Here is a 16,072-nt window from a genome sequence, read left to right as displayed (position 1 = left end):
CTAAATTATTCTGTTTTGTGTACTGTAGGCTATCAATGCAGCAGTATTTTTAGTATTGGATTTTTCCATCATTTTTTTCCGGTAGGTAATAACGGTTGTATCTGCAACGCGCATTTTATCTGCAATTTGCTTGGTAGAAAGCCCGTCTGCCATGTACAGCAATACTTCTTTTTCTCTTTTTGAAAACAATTTGTCTTCTTCGTTGGGGAAGAAATAATTGGTTTCCATCATTAAATTGGCAGGGCTGTTTCTATTCATTTTCTCAATCGTGTGTACCATGCGGGTATCTGTTTTCACAGCCGTAAGGTTAAGGCAAATGCCCAAAGAATATAATGGAAGTCCCGTTTCCGGCGAAGTAATATAACTACCTCTTTGCCATATTTGCTGATGCTTTCCTTTTGCATCGCTAATGCGAAATGTGTAAGAAAACAAATAGTTCTCGTGCTCGCTTTGTGGTATGGACCGGAGAAATTCACAGTTGCGGGAAAAGATTTTTTCGTTATAAATTTTAAAATCGTCTTTCTGGTAAACATACAAAAGCATCTCCAGCCCGGAATCCAAAAAATCGCGCGGATGATAGCCCGCTATCTGGCGAACGGCATCGGAGTATAAAATATATTCCCGCTTTCTGTAATCTATGATAAAAAGTAATGGGAGCGCCCCAAATCCCGTATTGGCAAAACCTTGCAGCTTGGCAAACAACTCCAGAACATCATGTTCATCAGATTGCTCTTTGTCGTAATAAATCTCCCGCAGATATCCTTCGTATGAGTATGAGAACTTTTTATAAGCAGGCATAACCGGTCGTTTACACTCCAAATTTAGAAAATACTTTCAAAAATACCAACGATTTTATCCTCATAAATGAGGATTGATTGAGGATAACAGTCATTTTACATTTGCAGTATTATCTATTATTATCAGCGGAAAGATATGTACAGGCACTCTAAGAACGAAAAAAATATTGGCATAAATGTCTGTAAAACAATTGATTGTTGCTGCCCAGGCAATGTATGCGCCCGCATGTATATTGTGGAATTTGCCAATGCTAAAAGCGGCAACCATGATTGCAAAAAATACGTGTTTTTACGGTATTCAGGGAGGGGGTTTTTACTCCCCCTGCCCCCGTAAAAATACGGGGGTAAAATACCGTATTTCTACGCTTGACTTTGCCATACCGGTCATAGTAGCTTTGCATAGTAGATGCAGCATACAAGATTAGCATTGAAAAACAGAACCGGCAGCATAGTCCCGGGACTACTCACAAAATACCCACTTGATGGTATTGCTGTTGAGTAAAATGAAAATAATTTTGATAACGATTGAGAAAATGCACGATGCGCTTGCCTTTGGCAAACGACCGGCTGATACAAAACACGATGATGCTCATTGAAAAAACTGTGACGAAAAAAATATGAAACAGACCAAAAACAATAAAACAATTAATTCATTATTCAACAACCTCGTAAGCCGAAAAGAGGATATAGAGTAGGCGAAATAAAAAATTATCAATTATGTCAGACATTTTAGGAACAATCATAGCGTCTATTTTGAGCTATGACCAGCTTACCCAAGAAATCAGAGAAGCTGCGGTATTTAGTGCGCCACATTCTTCTTATGCACCATGCGATGGTCGCTCTATTCAAAATTCCTGCTTAAATCGAAATACAGGGCAAATAAATGCACCTGATTTACGAGGCAAGTTCTTACGGGGGTTAAATACGATTTATAGTGTAGGGCAACCTTTACCATTTGATCCGAATACGCACGGCGACCCAGACGGAGCTAACAGAACAGCCAATGATTATCAGCCAGATACGATAGGTCAGCACGCTCATAATGTTATTGGACATTTTTTAGAAGCGAGTGGTGGTAGTGGATTTAATGGCTATGGATTTGAATCAAATTCTCGGCAGGGAAACAAAACCTATACTACAGATAATAGTGGAAATGGGATTAACTCAGAAACACGCCCGAGAAATGTAGCCGTTTATTATTACATTAAAATCAATTAAAAAATCGAAAGTCATAGTCGCTATGGTGGCTATGACTTAATCTCAAAAACATTTTTTAACACACTAAAATTTTAAATATCAATGAAAAAATCAATTACCATTTTATGTACTCTGTTATTCCTTACGGGAATACAAGTCAGTTTTGGACAAACACACCTTGCCCGAAAAGCTTTAGCTGCACCAACTCAAAATATGGCTGATAATTCTACAAAAATAAAGTATTGTTTTATAGTTATGAGTACTAATAATTTTAAAGTAGTATATGTAAGCAATGTATTAGACATGTATGATTTTGGAACAAGAGATGCTTTACGCAGTGCTGCAATTAAAACACTAGCTGATAAAGGTATAAATGCAACAAACTATAGTATTGACATTGATACTACTAACACAAAGAGAATATCCAATCCTGAACTGGAATTTGAAAACAAGGAAGATGCAGTAGGATTTCGTTCGTTTTTGATTGGAGGGTGGGCAGACCCAGCGTTTGACCGTTCTGTAACCGAATTTACCATTAACGCTTCTAAGACCGCAAAAACAAAAATGTTTTACGGTGGCAGTGCTTATGTAAAAGTAAAAAACAGCAAAGGCAATGAATATTATCGTGTGGCGACAGAAGATTGCAACCACAGTAATATAGGAGAAGCTCAAAGTTACTTACGCACAAAAATAAAAACGCTTGGCGTTACATTAGAAACATCCATTCATTATAGCATAGATTCCGCAGGTGTGTACAGTATAGGAAATCACACATACAGCGGTACTGCATCTGCCAAAGTACAAAACTTTAAAACAGGCGATATAAGAACTGTAACGGCTTCTACTTCGGGCAATAACCATGACAGAGGACAAGCCAAAACAGACCTGACTTTAAAAATACAAGACCAATTAAATCATCAGGACGGAAATAATGAACAACTTATAACGCCGATTACTTATCACATTCAATAAAAGACCTCGTAAGCCGAAAAGAGGATTATAGAGTAGGCAAAATAAAAACCTAAAATTATGTTAGTAAGAAATGAAGCCTTGCAATTGGTAGATACTTCTGCTTTTGCAAATGAAATACTCGCCGAAGGCTTGGGCGATGGTGCTGTTACCGAGCAAGATGCTCAGGAAGCATTGGCTAATTTATATCTTTCAGCGACGAAACAAATGAGTGAAAGATTCTGGAGCAACAATACTCACGCAAACATGATTGCTCTAAGTATTAGTGGTATAAATAAAATAAATCTTTGGGATGAGTTAAAAAAGATTTTCTGTTCAATTATTCAGGGCGATAGTATTGCCGGAAAAATTATTGATTTTGTTTTAGAAGCAATAGCTCATATTATTCCTCTCGGGGTCTTTGTGAAGAGTCTTGTAAAAGTAATTATCAAATTCTTTTTGCAACAAGGAATAGGAAAGCTATGTCCGGCGCAACATAAGATATGAAGATGCAGCACATCGCATGTTACTTATGTGGTGTGCTGTAAAATAAATAAAGCTGAACAATTTAATTGGGCTGGAATAAATATTTCATTCTCCGCACAGTCTCCCGCAGGGGACTTTGCGGAACGATAAACCAATCACGCTGTTCGGAATATTAGCGAAGCTCATGCTATGTTCAAATTGGGAGAACATTATGAAAATTATCCCTTGCGCAAATATTCCAAAGCAAAATACTGGTATCAAAAGGCTGCACAAGCAGCGGGCAACAATTAAATGTAAGAGTAAAAAATTATAAACCTCGTAAGCCGAAAAGAGGAATAAAGAGTAGGCAAATTAAAATAAAAATCTGTAATAAAGCGGGCTTACAACCCAAAGTCGAACAAATGCGGAACAACGACACCAAAAAATAAAGTACGCAACAGAGTTGCCGAAAACTGAACAGAGTAGGCAAAAATTAAAAAATTAAAACAATGAAAGTATATGTTTCTTTTGCCGTGATTTTATTTTGTTTACCATTAAACAAAATAACTGCATTGAATGACAATGCTACAATACCAAAAAGTTTTGTTATATCTAAATTCAATAAAAAAGAAAGTATAGCACTTTTTAATAGGAACATTCAAATGCCTCATAAATCTTTTGCTTTTCAGGAAATAAGAAAAGGAGACTGTACAATTTTTTCAGGAGCAACGTTTACCCTATATGCTAATGGAGCAATTAATTGGAGGTGCAACATTAAAAGTAGCGATTCTGGCGACGAATGGGATGGCTACATAATATGTTATAATGCAAACAATGTAGAATTGTGGAGAGAACATTTTCACTTTGATATTCATGATGGAAATGTAATCAAACGTTGGGATGAAACAAGAAAGCCTGATACTAAGAAAGCACATAGTTTTAATGAAGCAAATAGAATAGTTTTTACTTGTAACTGTTAAAAGGATAAATGATTCCATCAACGCTGTTCATGATGTTAGCGCAGCGCATCCCGGAACAGCAGATAAAACAAGATTTACAAAATCCTGCAGTATTTCAAGTTTTAAGAAAGCACAAAGAACACCATTTATCATGTCAATACAATTTTCTCCTTCTCAAATAATAAAAATGAATAATTAAAAAAACAATTAACCATTTAAAAATTTCAAGCTATGCCAATTACCAATCTCAACAACCTGCACCTCACAGCAGAGCAATTAACGGCTGCACAGGATGCGCTTACGCAACTCGAAACAACACTCGCCGTAATCAATATAAACCTTACGGCAGATGACCGCCGCAAGTACGGCAGCATCAACGAGCAGAACAAATTGTTTGTAAACAAGGTAAACGATTACAACACGAGCCAGCCCGCACTTTCCTCTCCCGAAGTGGACTGGACGGAGTTTACGGCAGATTTCGCAAGCCGCCAAAGTTATGAAGCGCTCATAGCAAGGCTCGACAGCCTGCACACACGCCTCGATAATGCCAAAACGCTGCATGACTACGACAACTATCAGGCAGCGTTGACCGATTATGCTTATACTTCGTACAAAGCCGGTACATCTGCGCCCGGTTTTGAAACCAAGTACGACGATTTGAAACAGTTCTTTGCAAAATCCGCAAGCCCTGTTACACCGCCTGCGGATGGTGCGGGTCAGTAATTTTCCCCCTTATGAGGGATTTAAGGGGAGGCTTGAGGTTCGGAACGTATATTTTGGCGTTCCGAACCTATCCGACGGGGTCTTGAAATGGTCTGAACCTGTAATACACTTATCGCGAGGGGTTGCGAACGTGTTCGGTAGGGTTATGCAGCCTATATTTTGGGGTTGCGAACGGCAAATTTTGGGTCTTGAACCGCAAGGGTGGTGTTCGCAATGTATCGAGATGTGTTCAGAACCGCGACGGAGCATTGCGGAACGTGGAAAGAGGTTGTCTGAACGGGGATTTTGGGATTTAAAGATTTGCAGGATTAAAATAAAAACCTCGTAAGCCGAAAAGAGGATTATAGAGTAGGCGAAAAAAAATGACTGTTATGAAAAAATATTTGTTTATCTGTATCTTTCTCACTGTGTTGAGCATTGTAAACGCACAAAATATTTATCAACTACACAGTAACTTCTCCAAATGTAAATTTGGCGTTCTACATGAAGTAATTAATGGAAAAATAGATTCCACACCTCGCCATATAGCCCATAACCTAAAGGGGTTCGTTTCTAAACGTTTAGGAGATACCTTACTTATTAATTTCTGGGACATAAATAAAAACTATGATAGTTTTAAACAAAATAAAGATATTATCAATTCTTGCGATAACGATTCTTCTTTTGCCTACATTATACAAAAAAGTGATTGGGTTAATGGCATTTCTTTTACAATTCCATTTTCAAGTTGGGCATTTACCCCTTTAAATATACCTTTTAGGTATAGACTAGAAAAAAATTCCGATTTAGAAGCACAGTTTCTAAATACTGGTGTCAATTTTCTTAAAATTTGGGGTAAGGCTAAATATTTTAAAAAGACACAAATCAATCCTCGAGAGCATTATTGGGGGACAGGTGTATTTCTCGCATTTTCCCAGCAAGCATTAGATAGTGCCAATACCAATGGAAAAGTAATGACAAAAGATAATATTGCTGCTATAAGCTATGGTATAAATGGAATATATTCTATTAATCATTTAGGATTTACATTGGCATTAGGCTTCGATAACGCCATAGGCGCTAATGCAAAATATTGGACAGAAAACAATGGAAAACATGGATTAAAACCTTGGATTGGTTTCGGTGTGGCTTTAGGATTAACTGCCCTATCCTTTAACTCAAGCAACAGCAATAAGTAGTGGCAATATTCCTTATTTTCAACAGTGCTGAGTGCCTTCGCATTTAATATGAATAAAGTAAACGACACTAAAAATATACAATAATATGCTTCATAATGCCCACACACAACAATTTATCGATTTCTGCAAGCAATTTGCAACAAAGTATATTCGCCCAAATGTACTCGCTTGGGACAAAGCAGGCGCTTTCCCAAAATGGTTATACGAAGAATTAGGCAAAGCAGGTTTCTTAGGTATGCAGATTCCCGAAGAATACGGCGGAACCGCGTTGGACTACCATACTTATACGCAAGCCATCATTGAAATATCTAAAGTCTGTGGTTCTGTAGGATTATTTATTGCTGCGCACAATTCTTTAGTCAGCAGGCATATTGTACAGTTCGGGAGCGATATGCAAAAAGCAAAATATCTTCCGCAACTTGCTTCGGGCGAATACTTGGGCGCATGGGCATTAACCGAACCAAGTGCCGGCAGCGATGCTGTAAGCTTGCAATGTAACGCGGTTTTTGACGGTAACAGCTGGGTGTTGAACGGTAGTAAAATATTTATTACACAAGGCGCATCGGCACAGGTAGTGGTGGTGCTTGCAAAAACAGGAAACGAGAAAAATAATATAACCGCGTTTCTTGTGGAGAAAGGAACAAAAGGGTTCAGCGCAGGCAAGCCGCTTGACAAATTAGGTATGAAAGCCTGCGAAACCGTACAACTGTTTTTCGACAACTGCATTGTTCCCGATAGTAACAGAGTGGGAAACGCCGGCGAGGGTTTTAGACAAGCCATGCAAATCTTAGACGGCGGACGTATTTCTATTACAGCCTTATCGCTCGGCATTGCAAAAGGCGCATATCAAATTGCATTGCAGTATGCAAAACAAAGAGAACAGTTTGGAAAAAAGATTATTGACTTCCAGGCAACAGGTTTTAAGCTCTCTCAAACAGCAACAGAATTATATGCAGCCGAATTAATGCTGAAAGATGCTTGTGCTAAAAAAGATGCAGGATTAAGTACAACAAAAGAAAGTGCCATGTGTAAATTTTTTGCTTCTGAACTGGCTGTAAAAACGGCTAATGATGCTGTGCAAATTCTGGGCGGCTATGGCTATACAACAGACTATTTGATAGAAAAATATTACCGCGATGCTAAGCTTTGCACCATTGGCGAAGGCACAAGCGAAATTCAACAATTAATCATTCTAAAAGAAATATGGAAATGACAAAACCAAAAATCGGCGACATTTTTAAGCACGACTTCATCTTTACCCATGAACAAGTATTGGCTTATGCCAATATTTCCGGAGATACAAATCCTATACACGTGTCCGAGCAATATGCAGAACAAACGAATTTTAAACGCTGTATCGTTCACGGATATTTCAGCATTAGTATTTTTTCAAAAGTATATGGCACATTGCTTTATCCCGAAGAACATATTTTAATAAGCCAAACAGCGAGGTATATAAAACCTGTTTTTACAGGAATAGAATACACGGCAATTTTTACCACCAAAGAATTTTTTCCTGACAAAAACAGAGTTTGTTATATCAATGAAATTATCGAAAAGCAAACAGGCGAAATTAAAGTAACCGGCGAAGCGTTTTTAATGAACAAAAAATATTACAAGTAGTATGACACAAGTTGAAACAAACAATTGGATAATTCGCTCAGCCACAAGTAGCGATGTGGATGATATTGCAATAATATGGCAACAAGGTGTTTTAGAGCAAGGTTCAGTTGTAGATGAAAATCACTTACAAATAGATAGCTTGAAGAAAGAATTTCTTCATCAAATTCAACAGCAAACACAAGACTTTAAATTCTGGATATGCCTTTCTCTTGATAACAAAATTGTAGGTTGGCAATCAATATTACCATTTCATGTTTCGCCCAATCCAATAGTGAAATCAAGCTTTGGACAATCAAGTACCTATGTAAGGAAAGAGTTTCAAGGAAAAGGAATTGGGAAATTGCTTTTGCGCCACGCTTTAAATTATTGCAAAAATCACAGCGATATAAAATATGTTTTTGGCATTGTACTTACTGAAAATAAAAAAAGTTTGAAAATGTGTGACGAAATCGGTTTCTATAATATGGGGACACTTCCAAAAAATAACAATCTTCATTTCCCTGATTGGGATTTTTTAGTTTATGAAACTAATAAACAAAACCATTAAATGATAACAGCACAAAACATAAAAATACGATTAGCTGAAGACGAAGATTTTGAACAAATATTTTCCATTTGGCTTGAAGGTATCTATAATTCATTTGAAGACGATAATATTGATTTAGATACCGTAAAGAAAAAATTCTCATCAAACTTTTTTCAACGAGAAGGTATATTTAATTTTTGGGTGGCTGTTGATGAAGAAGACAAAGTTTTAGGCTGGCAATCTTTAATAAAGTGCATTTCTCATCCGGTCAAAGAAAATATTTATGCCGAAAGCAGCACATACATTTCAAAAAATATACGGTCTGATGGTTTGGGCAAATTGCTTCTTGACTTTGTAATTCAGGAAGCAGAAAAAAGTTCTTTAGAATACATTATAGGATTTGTTTCACTTACAAACGAAGCAGCAAGAAAGATAACATCTCAAACAGGTTGGATTGAAATCGGCATTATTCCGCCGTCGAAAAAAGGGAGCAACAAGTTTCAAAAAATATTTATGATTAGACCCGTATAAAATGTTTTAAATGTCCCAGTTTTATTGCATATACAACAGCCAAACAACTGACAGCCTAAATGTTGCAGCAAGATTAGCTTCATTGGAGAAGGCTTGCCAAAAGTACAACATTCAATTTTGCCTCATGGATGAAGCAATAACAGATTTTTCAAATTTACCTGTGCCTACAGAGCATGACGGACTATATAATTGTACAAGAGGAAGTTTACCGCCGTGGTTCGTGCGGACACGAACCACACATTCCGGCAACGTGAATACACGTACCGGGGCGGAAACAGCATAGGTTTTCCCACTCCGCTGGAGTGGTATATACCTGCCGCCGCGGTTCGTGTCCGCACGAACCGCTTACATTGTTTCGGTACGCGTCTCACGTACCGAGGCTGCGTAAACACAGTAAGTAATTCCTTAAAAATCATAACCAATGTCTCACAAGCAAAAAGGCTTGCTTACCGTAAGCGGAGAATGGAAAAAGCATCTGCGTAAATATTACCGCCGTGGTTCGTGTCCGCACGAACCAGCCATTCCGGCAACGTGAATACACATACCGGAGCGGAAACAGCATAGGTTTTCCCACTCCAACGGAGTGGTATGTTTATAGCAGAAATATTGCGACGAACATACGACCCCTATGGGGTCGAACCTGCATCATCCTCGTTTTTGCTATAAACGTATCATCCCTTCGGGATGACGGGCAGCAAATAACAAAAACATAATTGAGCAATTAAACATTCATTTACCATTTAAAAATTTAAAACTATACCTGCCGCCGCGGTTCGTGTCCGCACGAACCGCTTACATTGTTTCGGTACGCGTCTCACGTACCGAGGCTGCGTAAACACAGATAAGTAATTCCTTAAAAATTATAAATCATGTCTCACAAGCAAAAAGGCCAGCTTGCCGTAAGCAGAGAATGGAAAAAACATCTGCGTAAATATTGGAAAAAACATTACTGGCACAAAGAACGCAGGGCTGGCAAAAATAAGATTGCAAAAGACAAGCGTGGAAATAAATAAGTTTTCCGGTTACTAATAAATATTACATAAAAATAAAAAAGCCGCTTTCTTCTCCGCACAGTCTCCCGCAGGGGACTTTACGCAACGATAAACCAATAGCCGCAAAGTCCCTTGGCAAACACACAAAGCTATACAAGGAGACTATGCGGGGGAAAAGTCTTAACTATTGCAGATAAATCCTCTACGCTGCATATCTGACGTGCTCTGCATGAAAATATTTTTGCACCTGCTTTTTGTCATTTTTGCGCTGATGCATGAACGCTTCCACGTTATCCCGCATCTGATCCTTATTAATAGGGCGTTTCTTCCCTATGATGTTGGTCTTTACCGCCGTGGTTCGTGTCCGCACGAACCACTCACATAGTTTCGGTACGAGAGACACGTACCGAAGCTGCGTAAACACAGTAAGTAATTCCTTAAAAAATCATAATCATGTCGCACAAACAAAAAGGCTTGCTTACCGTAAGCAAAGAATGGAAAAAGCATCTGCGTAAATATTGGAAAAAACATTACTGGCACAAAGAGCGCAGAGCAGGCAAAGAAAAGATTGCAAAAGACAAAGAAAAATAGTAAGAACTTTTAAATAACTTTGCAGTATGTACACAACGGGCGAAATACTAAATATTCTCAAAGCCAAAAAAGCCGAGTTGGAAAAAAAATATCCCATTTCGGAAATGGGCTTGTTCGGCTCTTATGCCCGCGGCGATTATAATGAGCATAGTGATATTGATATACTTGTAGATTTCAACGCCCGCATAGACGGTTTTGATTACATAAGAATAGCCCATGCGCTGGAAGATACTTTCAATACCAAGATAGACCTTGTTTCCCGCCAAGGCGTACAGCCTAAATATTTGCCCTTTGTAGAAAAAAGCCTCATCCATGTCTGAAAGAGCATTATCCTTGCTGTTGGAAGATACGTCAAGCTCTATAAACTACATTATGGAGTTTACCAAAGGAATGCACCTGGACGAATACCAAGCCGACGTAAAAACAAGATATGCCGTAGAACGGAATTTTGAAATCATAGGCGAAGCTGCTTCAAGAGTTCCGCAAGCGTTTAAGTTACAGCATCTTCAAGTAGAATGGCGCATTATAAAAGATTTCCGAAACTTTATTATACACGATTATTTCGGCATCAATCAAAACATTGTTTGGGACACTATCCAATACCGGCTTCCCGACCTTTTGGAGCAAATAACCGTTTTAAAAAATCAACCGTAATAATTGCGGAAAAAATACAGTCATGTCGCACAAGCAAAAGGCTTGCTTACCGTAAGTGGAGAATGGAAAAAGCACCTGTGTTAATATTGGAAAAAACATTACTGGCACAAAGAACGCAGGGCGGGTAAAAATAAGATTGCAAAAGACAAGTGTGGAAATGAATAAGTTTTCCTGTTACCGTACGTGAGAAAATATTGCAGAAAACAAAAAAGCCGCTTCTATCTTGAAAGCGGCTTTTTAAAATCTTATAAAACAATTTAATTTATAAATTATACAACTTTTGCGATTCGGGCGCAGGTTTCACTTCATGCGTATTCTCTTTTTCTTCATGAGCAGGCATCGGTTGCTTGGACAGTTCCACTTTGTATGGGTCTTCTGTTGCACGGAGATTTTTATAAGAACTTCCGTCTTTTAAAAACGCAATAATAAACCATACAAAAAACAACGCCGGCAATGCAATTACCATTATCATGGTTTTTACTTCATGACGCAAGTGCATAAAATAACCAATAATATAGAACGCTTTCCAAAGCATTAGAATAATGATAATGCCTTTTACAAAATCTCTTTTAAAGCTGCCTTCTTCCCAGTTCATCATCGTAAAACCAAGTATCAACTCAATAATCGTCAATACGGTAAGATACAATGTGATTTTCCAAATTTCTTTCCTTACCGCTTTTGAATCAAAAGCGTGTGCATGTGTGTGTCCACCGCTTTCTAATTGTGCTAAATCTGACATATAAAATCGTATTGAAATTTTTTAAACTTAAATCAAATAGAAACAAGTAAATACAAATACCCAAACCAAATCCACAAAGTGCCAATACAAACCCGCTTTCTCAATCATCAGGTAATGACCTCTTTTCTCAAACGTATTGCACAACGTCATTATCAGCATAATGATATTGATAATCACACCAGAAAACACGTGGAAACCGTGAAAACCCGTAATAGTAAAGAAGAAATTGGTAAAGTTGGGCGAAGAAAGTGTTCCGTCCGCATTCGGGAAAGGGTTTCTGCCCCACCAAGCACCTTCATGAAATAAGTGTGTCCATTCCCAAGCCTGGCAGCTTAAGAACGCCAAACCACCAATAATAGTCAATATCAAATATTTGACAACCGCTTTCTTGTTCATTTCCTTTCCCGACTGTACCGCCAGCACCATCGTAACGGAACTGATGATGAGGATAAAAGTCATAATACTTACAAATACCAATGGAGAATTGCCGTCGCCACCTAAAGGGTACTTATTGAAAACCTTATTCGGATCGGGCCATCCCATGGTTGCAAAGCGTGTGGTACCATAAGAAATAAGCAATGCGCCAAAAGTAAAAGAATCGCTCAACAAAAAGAACCACATCATCAACTTGCCGTATTCTACTTTAAACGGGCTGTATCCTCCTGACCAGGGGCTTCTTTTTCCTGTATGTGCTGCTACTGAATCTGCCATAAAAACAATTATAAAAAGTTGATATTTTAATTAATTCAAGCTAAAAAATATAAACAAATAAATCCAAAGTATATCTACAAAATGCCAATAAATAGCTGCTATTTCTACCGGTGTTGCATCATACCTTTTTACCCGTTTGCGAAACGCCCGAAAAAACATTATCAATAAAGCTACCACTCCGCCAATTACGTGCACCGCATGCACAATTGTTATCACACCCAAAAACGAAGCCGATGCATTACTTCCGGTACCGAATATATGAATGCCTCTGTGCTCCAAAGTTATAAAACCATATAACTGCAATAATGCAAACGCAACTCCCAAGGCAGCCGTAAGCGTTATTAGTAATCTGTACCTTTTACGTTCATGTGCCTTAAAAGCCTTTAAAGCCAAGTGCATCGTCAAGCTGCTAATAAGAATAACACATGTCGAAAGCCAAAAAATCTTAGGCAAAGGAAATTCCAGCCAGTTGGCAAAGGAACGCTTTACAATATAAGCGCTTGTCAAACCCGCAAAGAGCATCACAATACTTGCTATACCTATCCACAACAAAAATTTGTGCGGATGCATTCTTCCTCTATTTTCAACTACGCTCACGCTTGTCATTTAAAAATTTTTATTCGCTGCGAATAATAATGCCAATAATACAATCGGCAAATAAATATAACTGCTGAACATCACACGTCTTGCCGATTTCACATCCATATTAATATACAATCTCACACACTGAACCACCATCCCGATATTACACAGCAACAATATTATAAAACTTACTTTTCCTCTTAACGTATTTATGTCATTCAAAGACCCTTTACCAAAATCTGCAAAAGCCAGCATTCCCACCGGAATCATCATTACTGCGTAAACTATCGACTGTAATGCCGTGCTTTTTGTTGGTCCTTTATCCGATGGCAACAGCTTAAAACCAGCCCTGCTGTAATCGCCGTGCGCTACCCATGCAATTGCCCAAAAATGCGGAAATTGCCAAAGAAACTGAATCAGAAATAAAATCAGCCCGCCCGTCCAACTATTGTTCCCACCATCCACAAAACCTGCGACCCAACCAATCAAGCAAGGAAAAGCGCCCGGAAAAGCACCCACCAGAACAGCAACAGAACTCACTTTTTTCAACGGCGTATAAATATACGCATACAAAAAAAGACTGAATGCAGACAGTAATGCAGATTGTAGATTAAAACAATACCACATCATCGCGACACCGGTTGCTCCCGTAACGAATGCAAAAATCATCGCTTGCTGCTGAGATATTTTACCGGAAGCCACAGGGCGTTTTGCAGTGCGTTTCATCAAAGCATCGGTGTCTTTTTCCACCGCCTGATTAATCGCATTTGCCGCACCAGTTACCAGCATGCCTGCTACAAAGAGCTCAACTATTTTTATCGCCAACACTTCCGTATTCGGCGATAAAAGATAACAAATAACACAGGAAAATACAACCGTGAAACTCAATGTGAATTTCGTAAGCGCCATATAATCTTTCCACACAGGCGTTCTTGTTGCTGAAGAATTTTCCTTATCCAAAAAACTATTTTTATTCAACCGCAGTATTCATAACCCTGCGGTTTTCGATTTATCAATTAATGATGCTCCGACTCATCATCCCCTATCGGTGTTGTCTGTGTAATGAAATCTTTACCATCTTTACCATAATCATATGGCCAGCGATATACTTCAGGAATTTCTCCGGGCCAGTTGCCGTGCACCGGTTTAATAGGAGTAGTCCATTCTAACGTATTAGACAACCATGGATTTTGTGTAGTTAATTTTCTTCCTTTGAAAATAGACCAGAAGAAATTTACCACAAATAAGAACTGAGCTGCAAATGTTACAATTACTGCAATACTAATAAATCTGTTTAGCGAAACAAATTGTTTAAAACTTTCCCAATTGCTGTAATCATAGTAGCGGCGCGGCATTCCCGCAAGCCCTTCGTAGTGCATGGGCCAAAAGATAAGATATGCACCAATTAATGTAAGCCAAAAATGTACATAACCCATCGTCGGATTCATGTGTCTGCCGTACATTTTCGGAAACCAATGGTACACTCCGCAGAACATTCCAAAGAACGCAGCCACACCCATTACCAAGTGGAAGTGTGCAATCACAAAATAAGTATCATGCACATGAATATCAATAGCAGAGTTGCCCAAATAAATACCTGTCAAACCACCGGAAATAAACAAACTCACAAAACCAATTGCAAACAACATACCCGGCGTGAAACGGATATTTCCCCTCCACAACGTCGTTAACCAGTTAAATACTTTAATCGCCGATGGTACCGCAATTAACAGCGTAAGCAACACAAATACAGAACCGAGGAACGGATTTAATCCGGTAACGAACATGTGGTGCGCCCATACAAGAAATGCCAGGATGACAATGGCAAACATAGACATTACCATGGCAGAATATCCGAAAATGGGCTTTCGTGCGTTGGTGGACATGACTTCCGAAACCAATCCCATCGCAGGGAGAATTACAATATACACTTCCGGATGTCCTAAGAACCAGAATAAATGCTGGTACAAAATTGCATTGCCTCCTTCATGTGCAAGTGCCGTACCGCCTACATAAATATCAGATAAATAAAAACTTGTTCCAAAATGACGGTCAAACAACAACAAAATGAAACCGGCAAATAAAACAGGGAAAGACAGGACGCCTAAAACGGCTTGCAAAAACACACCCCAAACGCTCAAAGGCATACGTGTCATGCTCATACCTTTGGTACGCATATTCAATACAGTAGAAATATAATTAAGACCTGCCAACAATTGCGATACCACAAACAACACCAGCGATATCCACCACAAATCCATTCCGGTTTTAGACCCGTCCGAAGCAGCGCCCAACGCACTCAATGGCGGATAAGCCGTCCAACCACCGGAAAATGGTCCTGTTTCTACAAATAAAGACGATAACATGATGATGCTCGCAATAAAGAAAAACCAATAGCTCAACATATTCATCAGTGGAGAAGCCATATCGCGCGCACCTATCTGAAGCGGAATCAAAAAATTAGCAAACGTGCCGCTCAATCCGCCTGTCAACACAAAAAATATCATGATAGTACCATGAAGCGTGGTAAGCGAATAATATGCCTCATCAATCAAATGACCGCCTTTAGCCCATTTACCCAAAATAGTTTCCAGCCAAGGGAAAGTACTGTCGGGAAAACCTAATTGTAAACGGAACAACACCGACATAAAGCCTCCTAATATAGCCCAAATCATACCGGTAATCAAAAACTGCTTACCAATAGTTTTATGGTCCTGGCTAAAAATGTATTTGGTAATAAAAGTTTCCTTATGATGATGAACGTCGTGATGCTCTGCTGCGTGAACTGCGGCAACGCCGGCGTGTGATATTGTTTCGCTCATGATTAATGCTTTATATAAATTCTATAATTTTATC

The 16,072-nt window shown here is 38.7% G+C and carries 22 protein-coding genes; 15 read left to right on the top strand and 7 right to left on the bottom strand.

From position 1 onward, the window contains the following. Nucleotides 1–798 carry a response regulator transcription factor gene (locus tag A9P82_RS13645; protein WP_066208722.1) on the bottom strand — a complete coding sequence of 266 codons (798 nt, stop codon included), beginning with the start codon at nt 796–798 and terminating at the stop codon, nt 1–3. A 463-nt stretch (nt 799–1,261) separates the two neighbouring features. Continuing rightward, nucleotides 1,262–1,390: a hypothetical protein gene (locus tag A9P82_RS15795; RefSeq protein ID WP_255363987.1), complete on the bottom strand. Its 129-nt coding sequence runs from the start codon at nt 1,388–1,390 to the stop codon at nt 1,262–1,264. Nucleotides 1,391–1,514: 124 nt separating this feature from the next. On the opposite strand from A9P82_RS15795, the gene A9P82_RS13640 reads away from it, so the two are divergent. The 15 genes from A9P82_RS13640 to A9P82_RS13575 all read left to right on the top strand — a co-directional run bounded on the left by A9P82_RS13640 (nt 1,515) and on the right by A9P82_RS13575 (nt 11,184). Further along, nucleotides 1,515–2,015 carry a hypothetical protein gene (locus A9P82_RS13640; protein ID WP_066208720.1) on the top strand — a complete coding sequence of 167 codons (501 nt, stop codon included), beginning with the start codon at nt 1,515–1,517 and terminating at the stop codon, nt 2,013–2,015. 234 nt (nt 2,016–2,249) lie between these two features. Beyond that, a complete protein-coding gene (locus tag A9P82_RS13635) occupies nt 2,250–2,966 on the top strand; it encodes a hypothetical protein (protein WP_066208718.1) in 717 nt (238 codons plus the stop codon). Between the two features lie 57 nt (nt 2,967–3,023). Beyond that, nucleotides 3,024–3,449: a hypothetical protein gene (locus A9P82_RS13630; protein WP_066208716.1), complete on the top strand. Its 426-nt coding sequence runs from the start codon at nt 3,024–3,026 to the stop codon at nt 3,447–3,449. A 467-nt stretch (nt 3,450–3,916) separates the two neighbouring features. Next, a complete protein-coding gene (locus A9P82_RS13625; RefSeq protein ID WP_156522702.1) occupies nt 3,917–4,387 on the top strand; it encodes a DUF6294 family protein in 471 nt (156 codons plus the stop codon). Nucleotides 4,388–4,597: 210 nt separating this feature from the next. Then, nucleotides 4,598–5,089, top strand: coding sequence for a hypothetical protein (locus A9P82_RS13620; protein WP_066208712.1), 492 nt, complete (start codon nt 4,598–4,600; stop codon nt 5,087–5,089). Between the two features lie 371 nt (nt 5,090–5,460). Then, the gene (locus A9P82_RS13610) at nt 5,461–6,267 is read left to right on the top strand and encodes a hypothetical protein (protein WP_156522701.1); all 807 of its coding nucleotides are present in this window, start codon (nt 5,461–5,463) and stop codon (nt 6,265–6,267) included. 85 nt (nt 6,268–6,352) lie between these two features. Next, a complete protein-coding gene (locus A9P82_RS13605) occupies nt 6,353–7,480 on the top strand; it encodes an acyl-CoA dehydrogenase family protein (protein WP_066208705.1) in 1,128 nt (375 codons plus the stop codon). Beyond that, nucleotides 7,477–7,890, top strand: a complete 414-nt coding sequence (locus tag A9P82_RS13600; protein ID WP_197492178.1) for a MaoC family dehydratase — start codon at nt 7,477–7,479, stop codon at nt 7,888–7,890. The genes A9P82_RS13605 and A9P82_RS13600 overlap by 4 nt, the downstream gene beginning before the upstream one ends. 1 nt (nt 7,891) lies before the next feature. Next, nucleotides 7,892–8,437: a GNAT family N-acetyltransferase gene (locus A9P82_RS13595; RefSeq protein ID WP_066208701.1), complete on the top strand. Its 546-nt coding sequence runs from the start codon at nt 7,892–7,894 to the stop codon at nt 8,435–8,437. Next, the gene (locus tag A9P82_RS13590; protein WP_066208698.1) at nt 8,438–8,947 is read left to right on the top strand and encodes a GNAT family N-acetyltransferase; all 510 of its coding nucleotides are present in this window, start codon (nt 8,438–8,440) and stop codon (nt 8,945–8,947) included. 10 nt (nt 8,948–8,957) lie between these two features. After that, nucleotides 8,958–9,230, top strand: a complete 273-nt coding sequence (locus A9P82_RS15525; RefSeq protein WP_156522700.1) for a hypothetical protein — start codon at nt 8,958–8,960, stop codon at nt 9,228–9,230. Nucleotides 9,231–9,816: 586 nt separating this feature from the next. Continuing rightward, complete coding sequence (locus A9P82_RS15520) at nt 9,817–9,960, top strand: hypothetical protein (protein WP_156522699.1); 144 nt, start codon at nt 9,817–9,819, stop codon at nt 9,958–9,960. Nucleotides 9,961–10,392: 432 nt separating this feature from the next. Then, nucleotides 10,393–10,530, top strand: a complete 138-nt coding sequence (locus A9P82_RS15515; protein ID WP_156522698.1) for a hypothetical protein — start codon at nt 10,393–10,395, stop codon at nt 10,528–10,530. 26 nt (nt 10,531–10,556) lie between these two features. Beyond that, nucleotides 10,557–10,850: a nucleotidyltransferase family protein gene (locus A9P82_RS13580; protein WP_066208694.1), complete on the top strand. Its 294-nt coding sequence runs from the start codon at nt 10,557–10,559 to the stop codon at nt 10,848–10,850. Then, nucleotides 10,843–11,184 (top strand): HepT-like ribonuclease domain-containing protein, encoded by a 342-nt coding sequence (locus A9P82_RS13575; protein WP_066208691.1) that lies wholly within the window; start codon nt 10,843–10,845, stop codon nt 11,182–11,184. The genes A9P82_RS13580 and A9P82_RS13575 overlap by 8 nt, the downstream gene beginning before the upstream one ends. A 262-nt stretch (nt 11,185–11,446) precedes the next feature. Here the strand turns inward: A9P82_RS13575 and A9P82_RS13570 are convergent, their stop codons facing one another. Genes A9P82_RS13570 through A9P82_RS13550 form a run of 5 tightly spaced genes read right to left on the bottom strand, consistent with a single transcriptional unit; the run spans nt 11,447 to nt 16,038 of the window. Then, nucleotides 11,447–11,923 (bottom strand): cytochrome C oxidase subunit IV family protein, encoded by a 477-nt coding sequence (locus A9P82_RS13570; protein ID WP_066208689.1) that lies wholly within the window; start codon nt 11,921–11,923, stop codon nt 11,447–11,449. Nucleotides 11,924–11,950: 27 nt separating this feature from the next. After that, nucleotides 11,951–12,634, bottom strand: a complete 684-nt coding sequence (locus tag A9P82_RS13565) for a cytochrome c oxidase subunit 3 (protein WP_066208686.1) — start codon at nt 12,632–12,634, stop codon at nt 11,951–11,953. Between the two features lie 30 nt (nt 12,635–12,664). Next, complete coding sequence (locus A9P82_RS13560; protein ID WP_066208684.1) at nt 12,665–13,240, bottom strand: cytochrome c oxidase subunit 3; 576 nt, start codon at nt 13,238–13,240, stop codon at nt 12,665–12,667. Further along, complete coding sequence (gene cyoE, locus A9P82_RS13555; RefSeq protein WP_231891164.1) at nt 13,241–14,176, bottom strand: heme o synthase; 936 nt, start codon at nt 14,174–14,176, stop codon at nt 13,241–13,243. It abuts the gene before it with no gap. 56 nt (nt 14,177–14,232) lie between these two features. Further along, nucleotides 14,233–16,038: a cytochrome c oxidase subunit I gene (locus tag A9P82_RS13550; RefSeq protein ID WP_066208682.1), complete on the bottom strand. Its 1,806-nt coding sequence runs from the start codon at nt 16,036–16,038 to the stop codon at nt 14,233–14,235. Nucleotides 16,039–16,072: the final 34 nt, after the last annotated feature.

Source organism: Arachidicoccus sp. BS20 (genome assembly GCF_001659705.1).
GTDB lineage: Bacteria > Bacteroidota > Bacteroidia > Chitinophagales > Chitinophagaceae > Arachidicoccus.
This window is presented reverse-complemented; position numbering and strand designations above follow the sequence as displayed.

What these genes read in the sequence shown, in the direction of transcription:
- A9P82_RS13575 (WP_066208691.1), top strand. Translation starts at nt 10,843, where the DNA reads ATGTCTGAAAGAGCATTATCCTTGCTGTTGGAAGATACGTCAAGCTCT.
- A9P82_RS13605 (WP_066208705.1), top strand. Translation starts at nt 6,353, where the DNA reads ATGCTTCATAATGCCCACACACAACAATTTATCGATTTCTGCAAGCAA.
- A9P82_RS13625 (WP_156522702.1), top strand. Translation starts at nt 3,917, where the DNA reads ATGAAAGTATATGTTTCTTTTGCCGTGATTTTATTTTGTTTACCATTA.
- A9P82_RS13570 (WP_066208689.1), bottom strand. Translation starts at nt 11,923, where the DNA reads ATGTCAGATTTAGCACAATTAGAAAGCGGTGGACACACACATGCACAC.
- A9P82_RS13610 (WP_156522701.1), top strand. Translation starts at nt 5,461, where the DNA reads ATGAAAAAATATTTGTTTATCTGTATCTTTCTCACTGTGTTGAGCATT.
- A9P82_RS13595 (WP_066208701.1), top strand. Translation starts at nt 7,892, where the DNA reads ATGACACAAGTTGAAACAAACAATTGGATAATTCGCTCAGCCACAAGT.
- A9P82_RS15795 (WP_255363987.1), bottom strand. Translation starts at nt 1,390, where the DNA reads ATGAGCATCATCGTGTTTTGTATCAGCCGGTCGTTTGCCAAAGGCAAG.
- A9P82_RS15520 (WP_156522699.1), top strand. Translation starts at nt 9,817, where the DNA reads ATGTCTCACAAGCAAAAAGGCCAGCTTGCCGTAAGCAGAGAATGGAAA.
- A9P82_RS13600 (WP_197492178.1), top strand. Translation starts at nt 7,477, where the DNA reads ATGACAAAACCAAAAATCGGCGACATTTTTAAGCACGACTTCATCTTT.
- A9P82_RS13580 (WP_066208694.1), top strand. Translation starts at nt 10,557, where the DNA reads ATGTACACAACGGGCGAAATACTAAATATTCTCAAAGCCAAAAAAGCC.
- A9P82_RS13620 (WP_066208712.1), top strand. Translation starts at nt 4,598, where the DNA reads ATGCCAATTACCAATCTCAACAACCTGCACCTCACAGCAGAGCAATTA.
- A9P82_RS13560 (WP_066208684.1), bottom strand. Translation starts at nt 13,240, where the DNA reads ATGACAAGCGTGAGCGTAGTTGAAAATAGAGGAAGAATGCATCCGCAC.
- A9P82_RS15515 (WP_156522698.1), top strand. Translation starts at nt 10,393, where the DNA reads ATGTCGCACAAACAAAAAGGCTTGCTTACCGTAAGCAAAGAATGGAAA.
- A9P82_RS13550 (WP_066208682.1), bottom strand. Translation starts at nt 16,038, where the DNA reads ATGAGCGAAACAATATCACACGCCGGCGTTGCCGCAGTTCACGCAGCA.
- A9P82_RS13565 (WP_066208686.1), bottom strand. Translation starts at nt 12,634, where the DNA reads ATGGCAGATTCAGTAGCAGCACATACAGGAAAAAGAAGCCCCTGGTCA.
- A9P82_RS13630 (WP_066208716.1), top strand. Translation starts at nt 3,024, where the DNA reads ATGTTAGTAAGAAATGAAGCCTTGCAATTGGTAGATACTTCTGCTTTT.
- A9P82_RS13590 (WP_066208698.1), top strand. Translation starts at nt 8,438, where the DNA reads ATGATAACAGCACAAAACATAAAAATACGATTAGCTGAAGACGAAGAT.
- A9P82_RS15525 (WP_156522700.1), top strand. Translation starts at nt 8,958, where the DNA reads ATGTCCCAGTTTTATTGCATATACAACAGCCAAACAACTGACAGCCTA.
- A9P82_RS13635 (WP_066208718.1), top strand. Translation starts at nt 2,250, where the DNA reads ATGAGTACTAATAATTTTAAAGTAGTATATGTAAGCAATGTATTAGAC.
- A9P82_RS13645 (WP_066208722.1), bottom strand. Translation starts at nt 798, where the DNA reads ATGCCTGCTTATAAAAAGTTCTCATACTCATACGAAGGATATCTGCGG.
- A9P82_RS13640 (WP_066208720.1), top strand. Translation starts at nt 1,515, where the DNA reads ATGTCAGACATTTTAGGAACAATCATAGCGTCTATTTTGAGCTATGAC.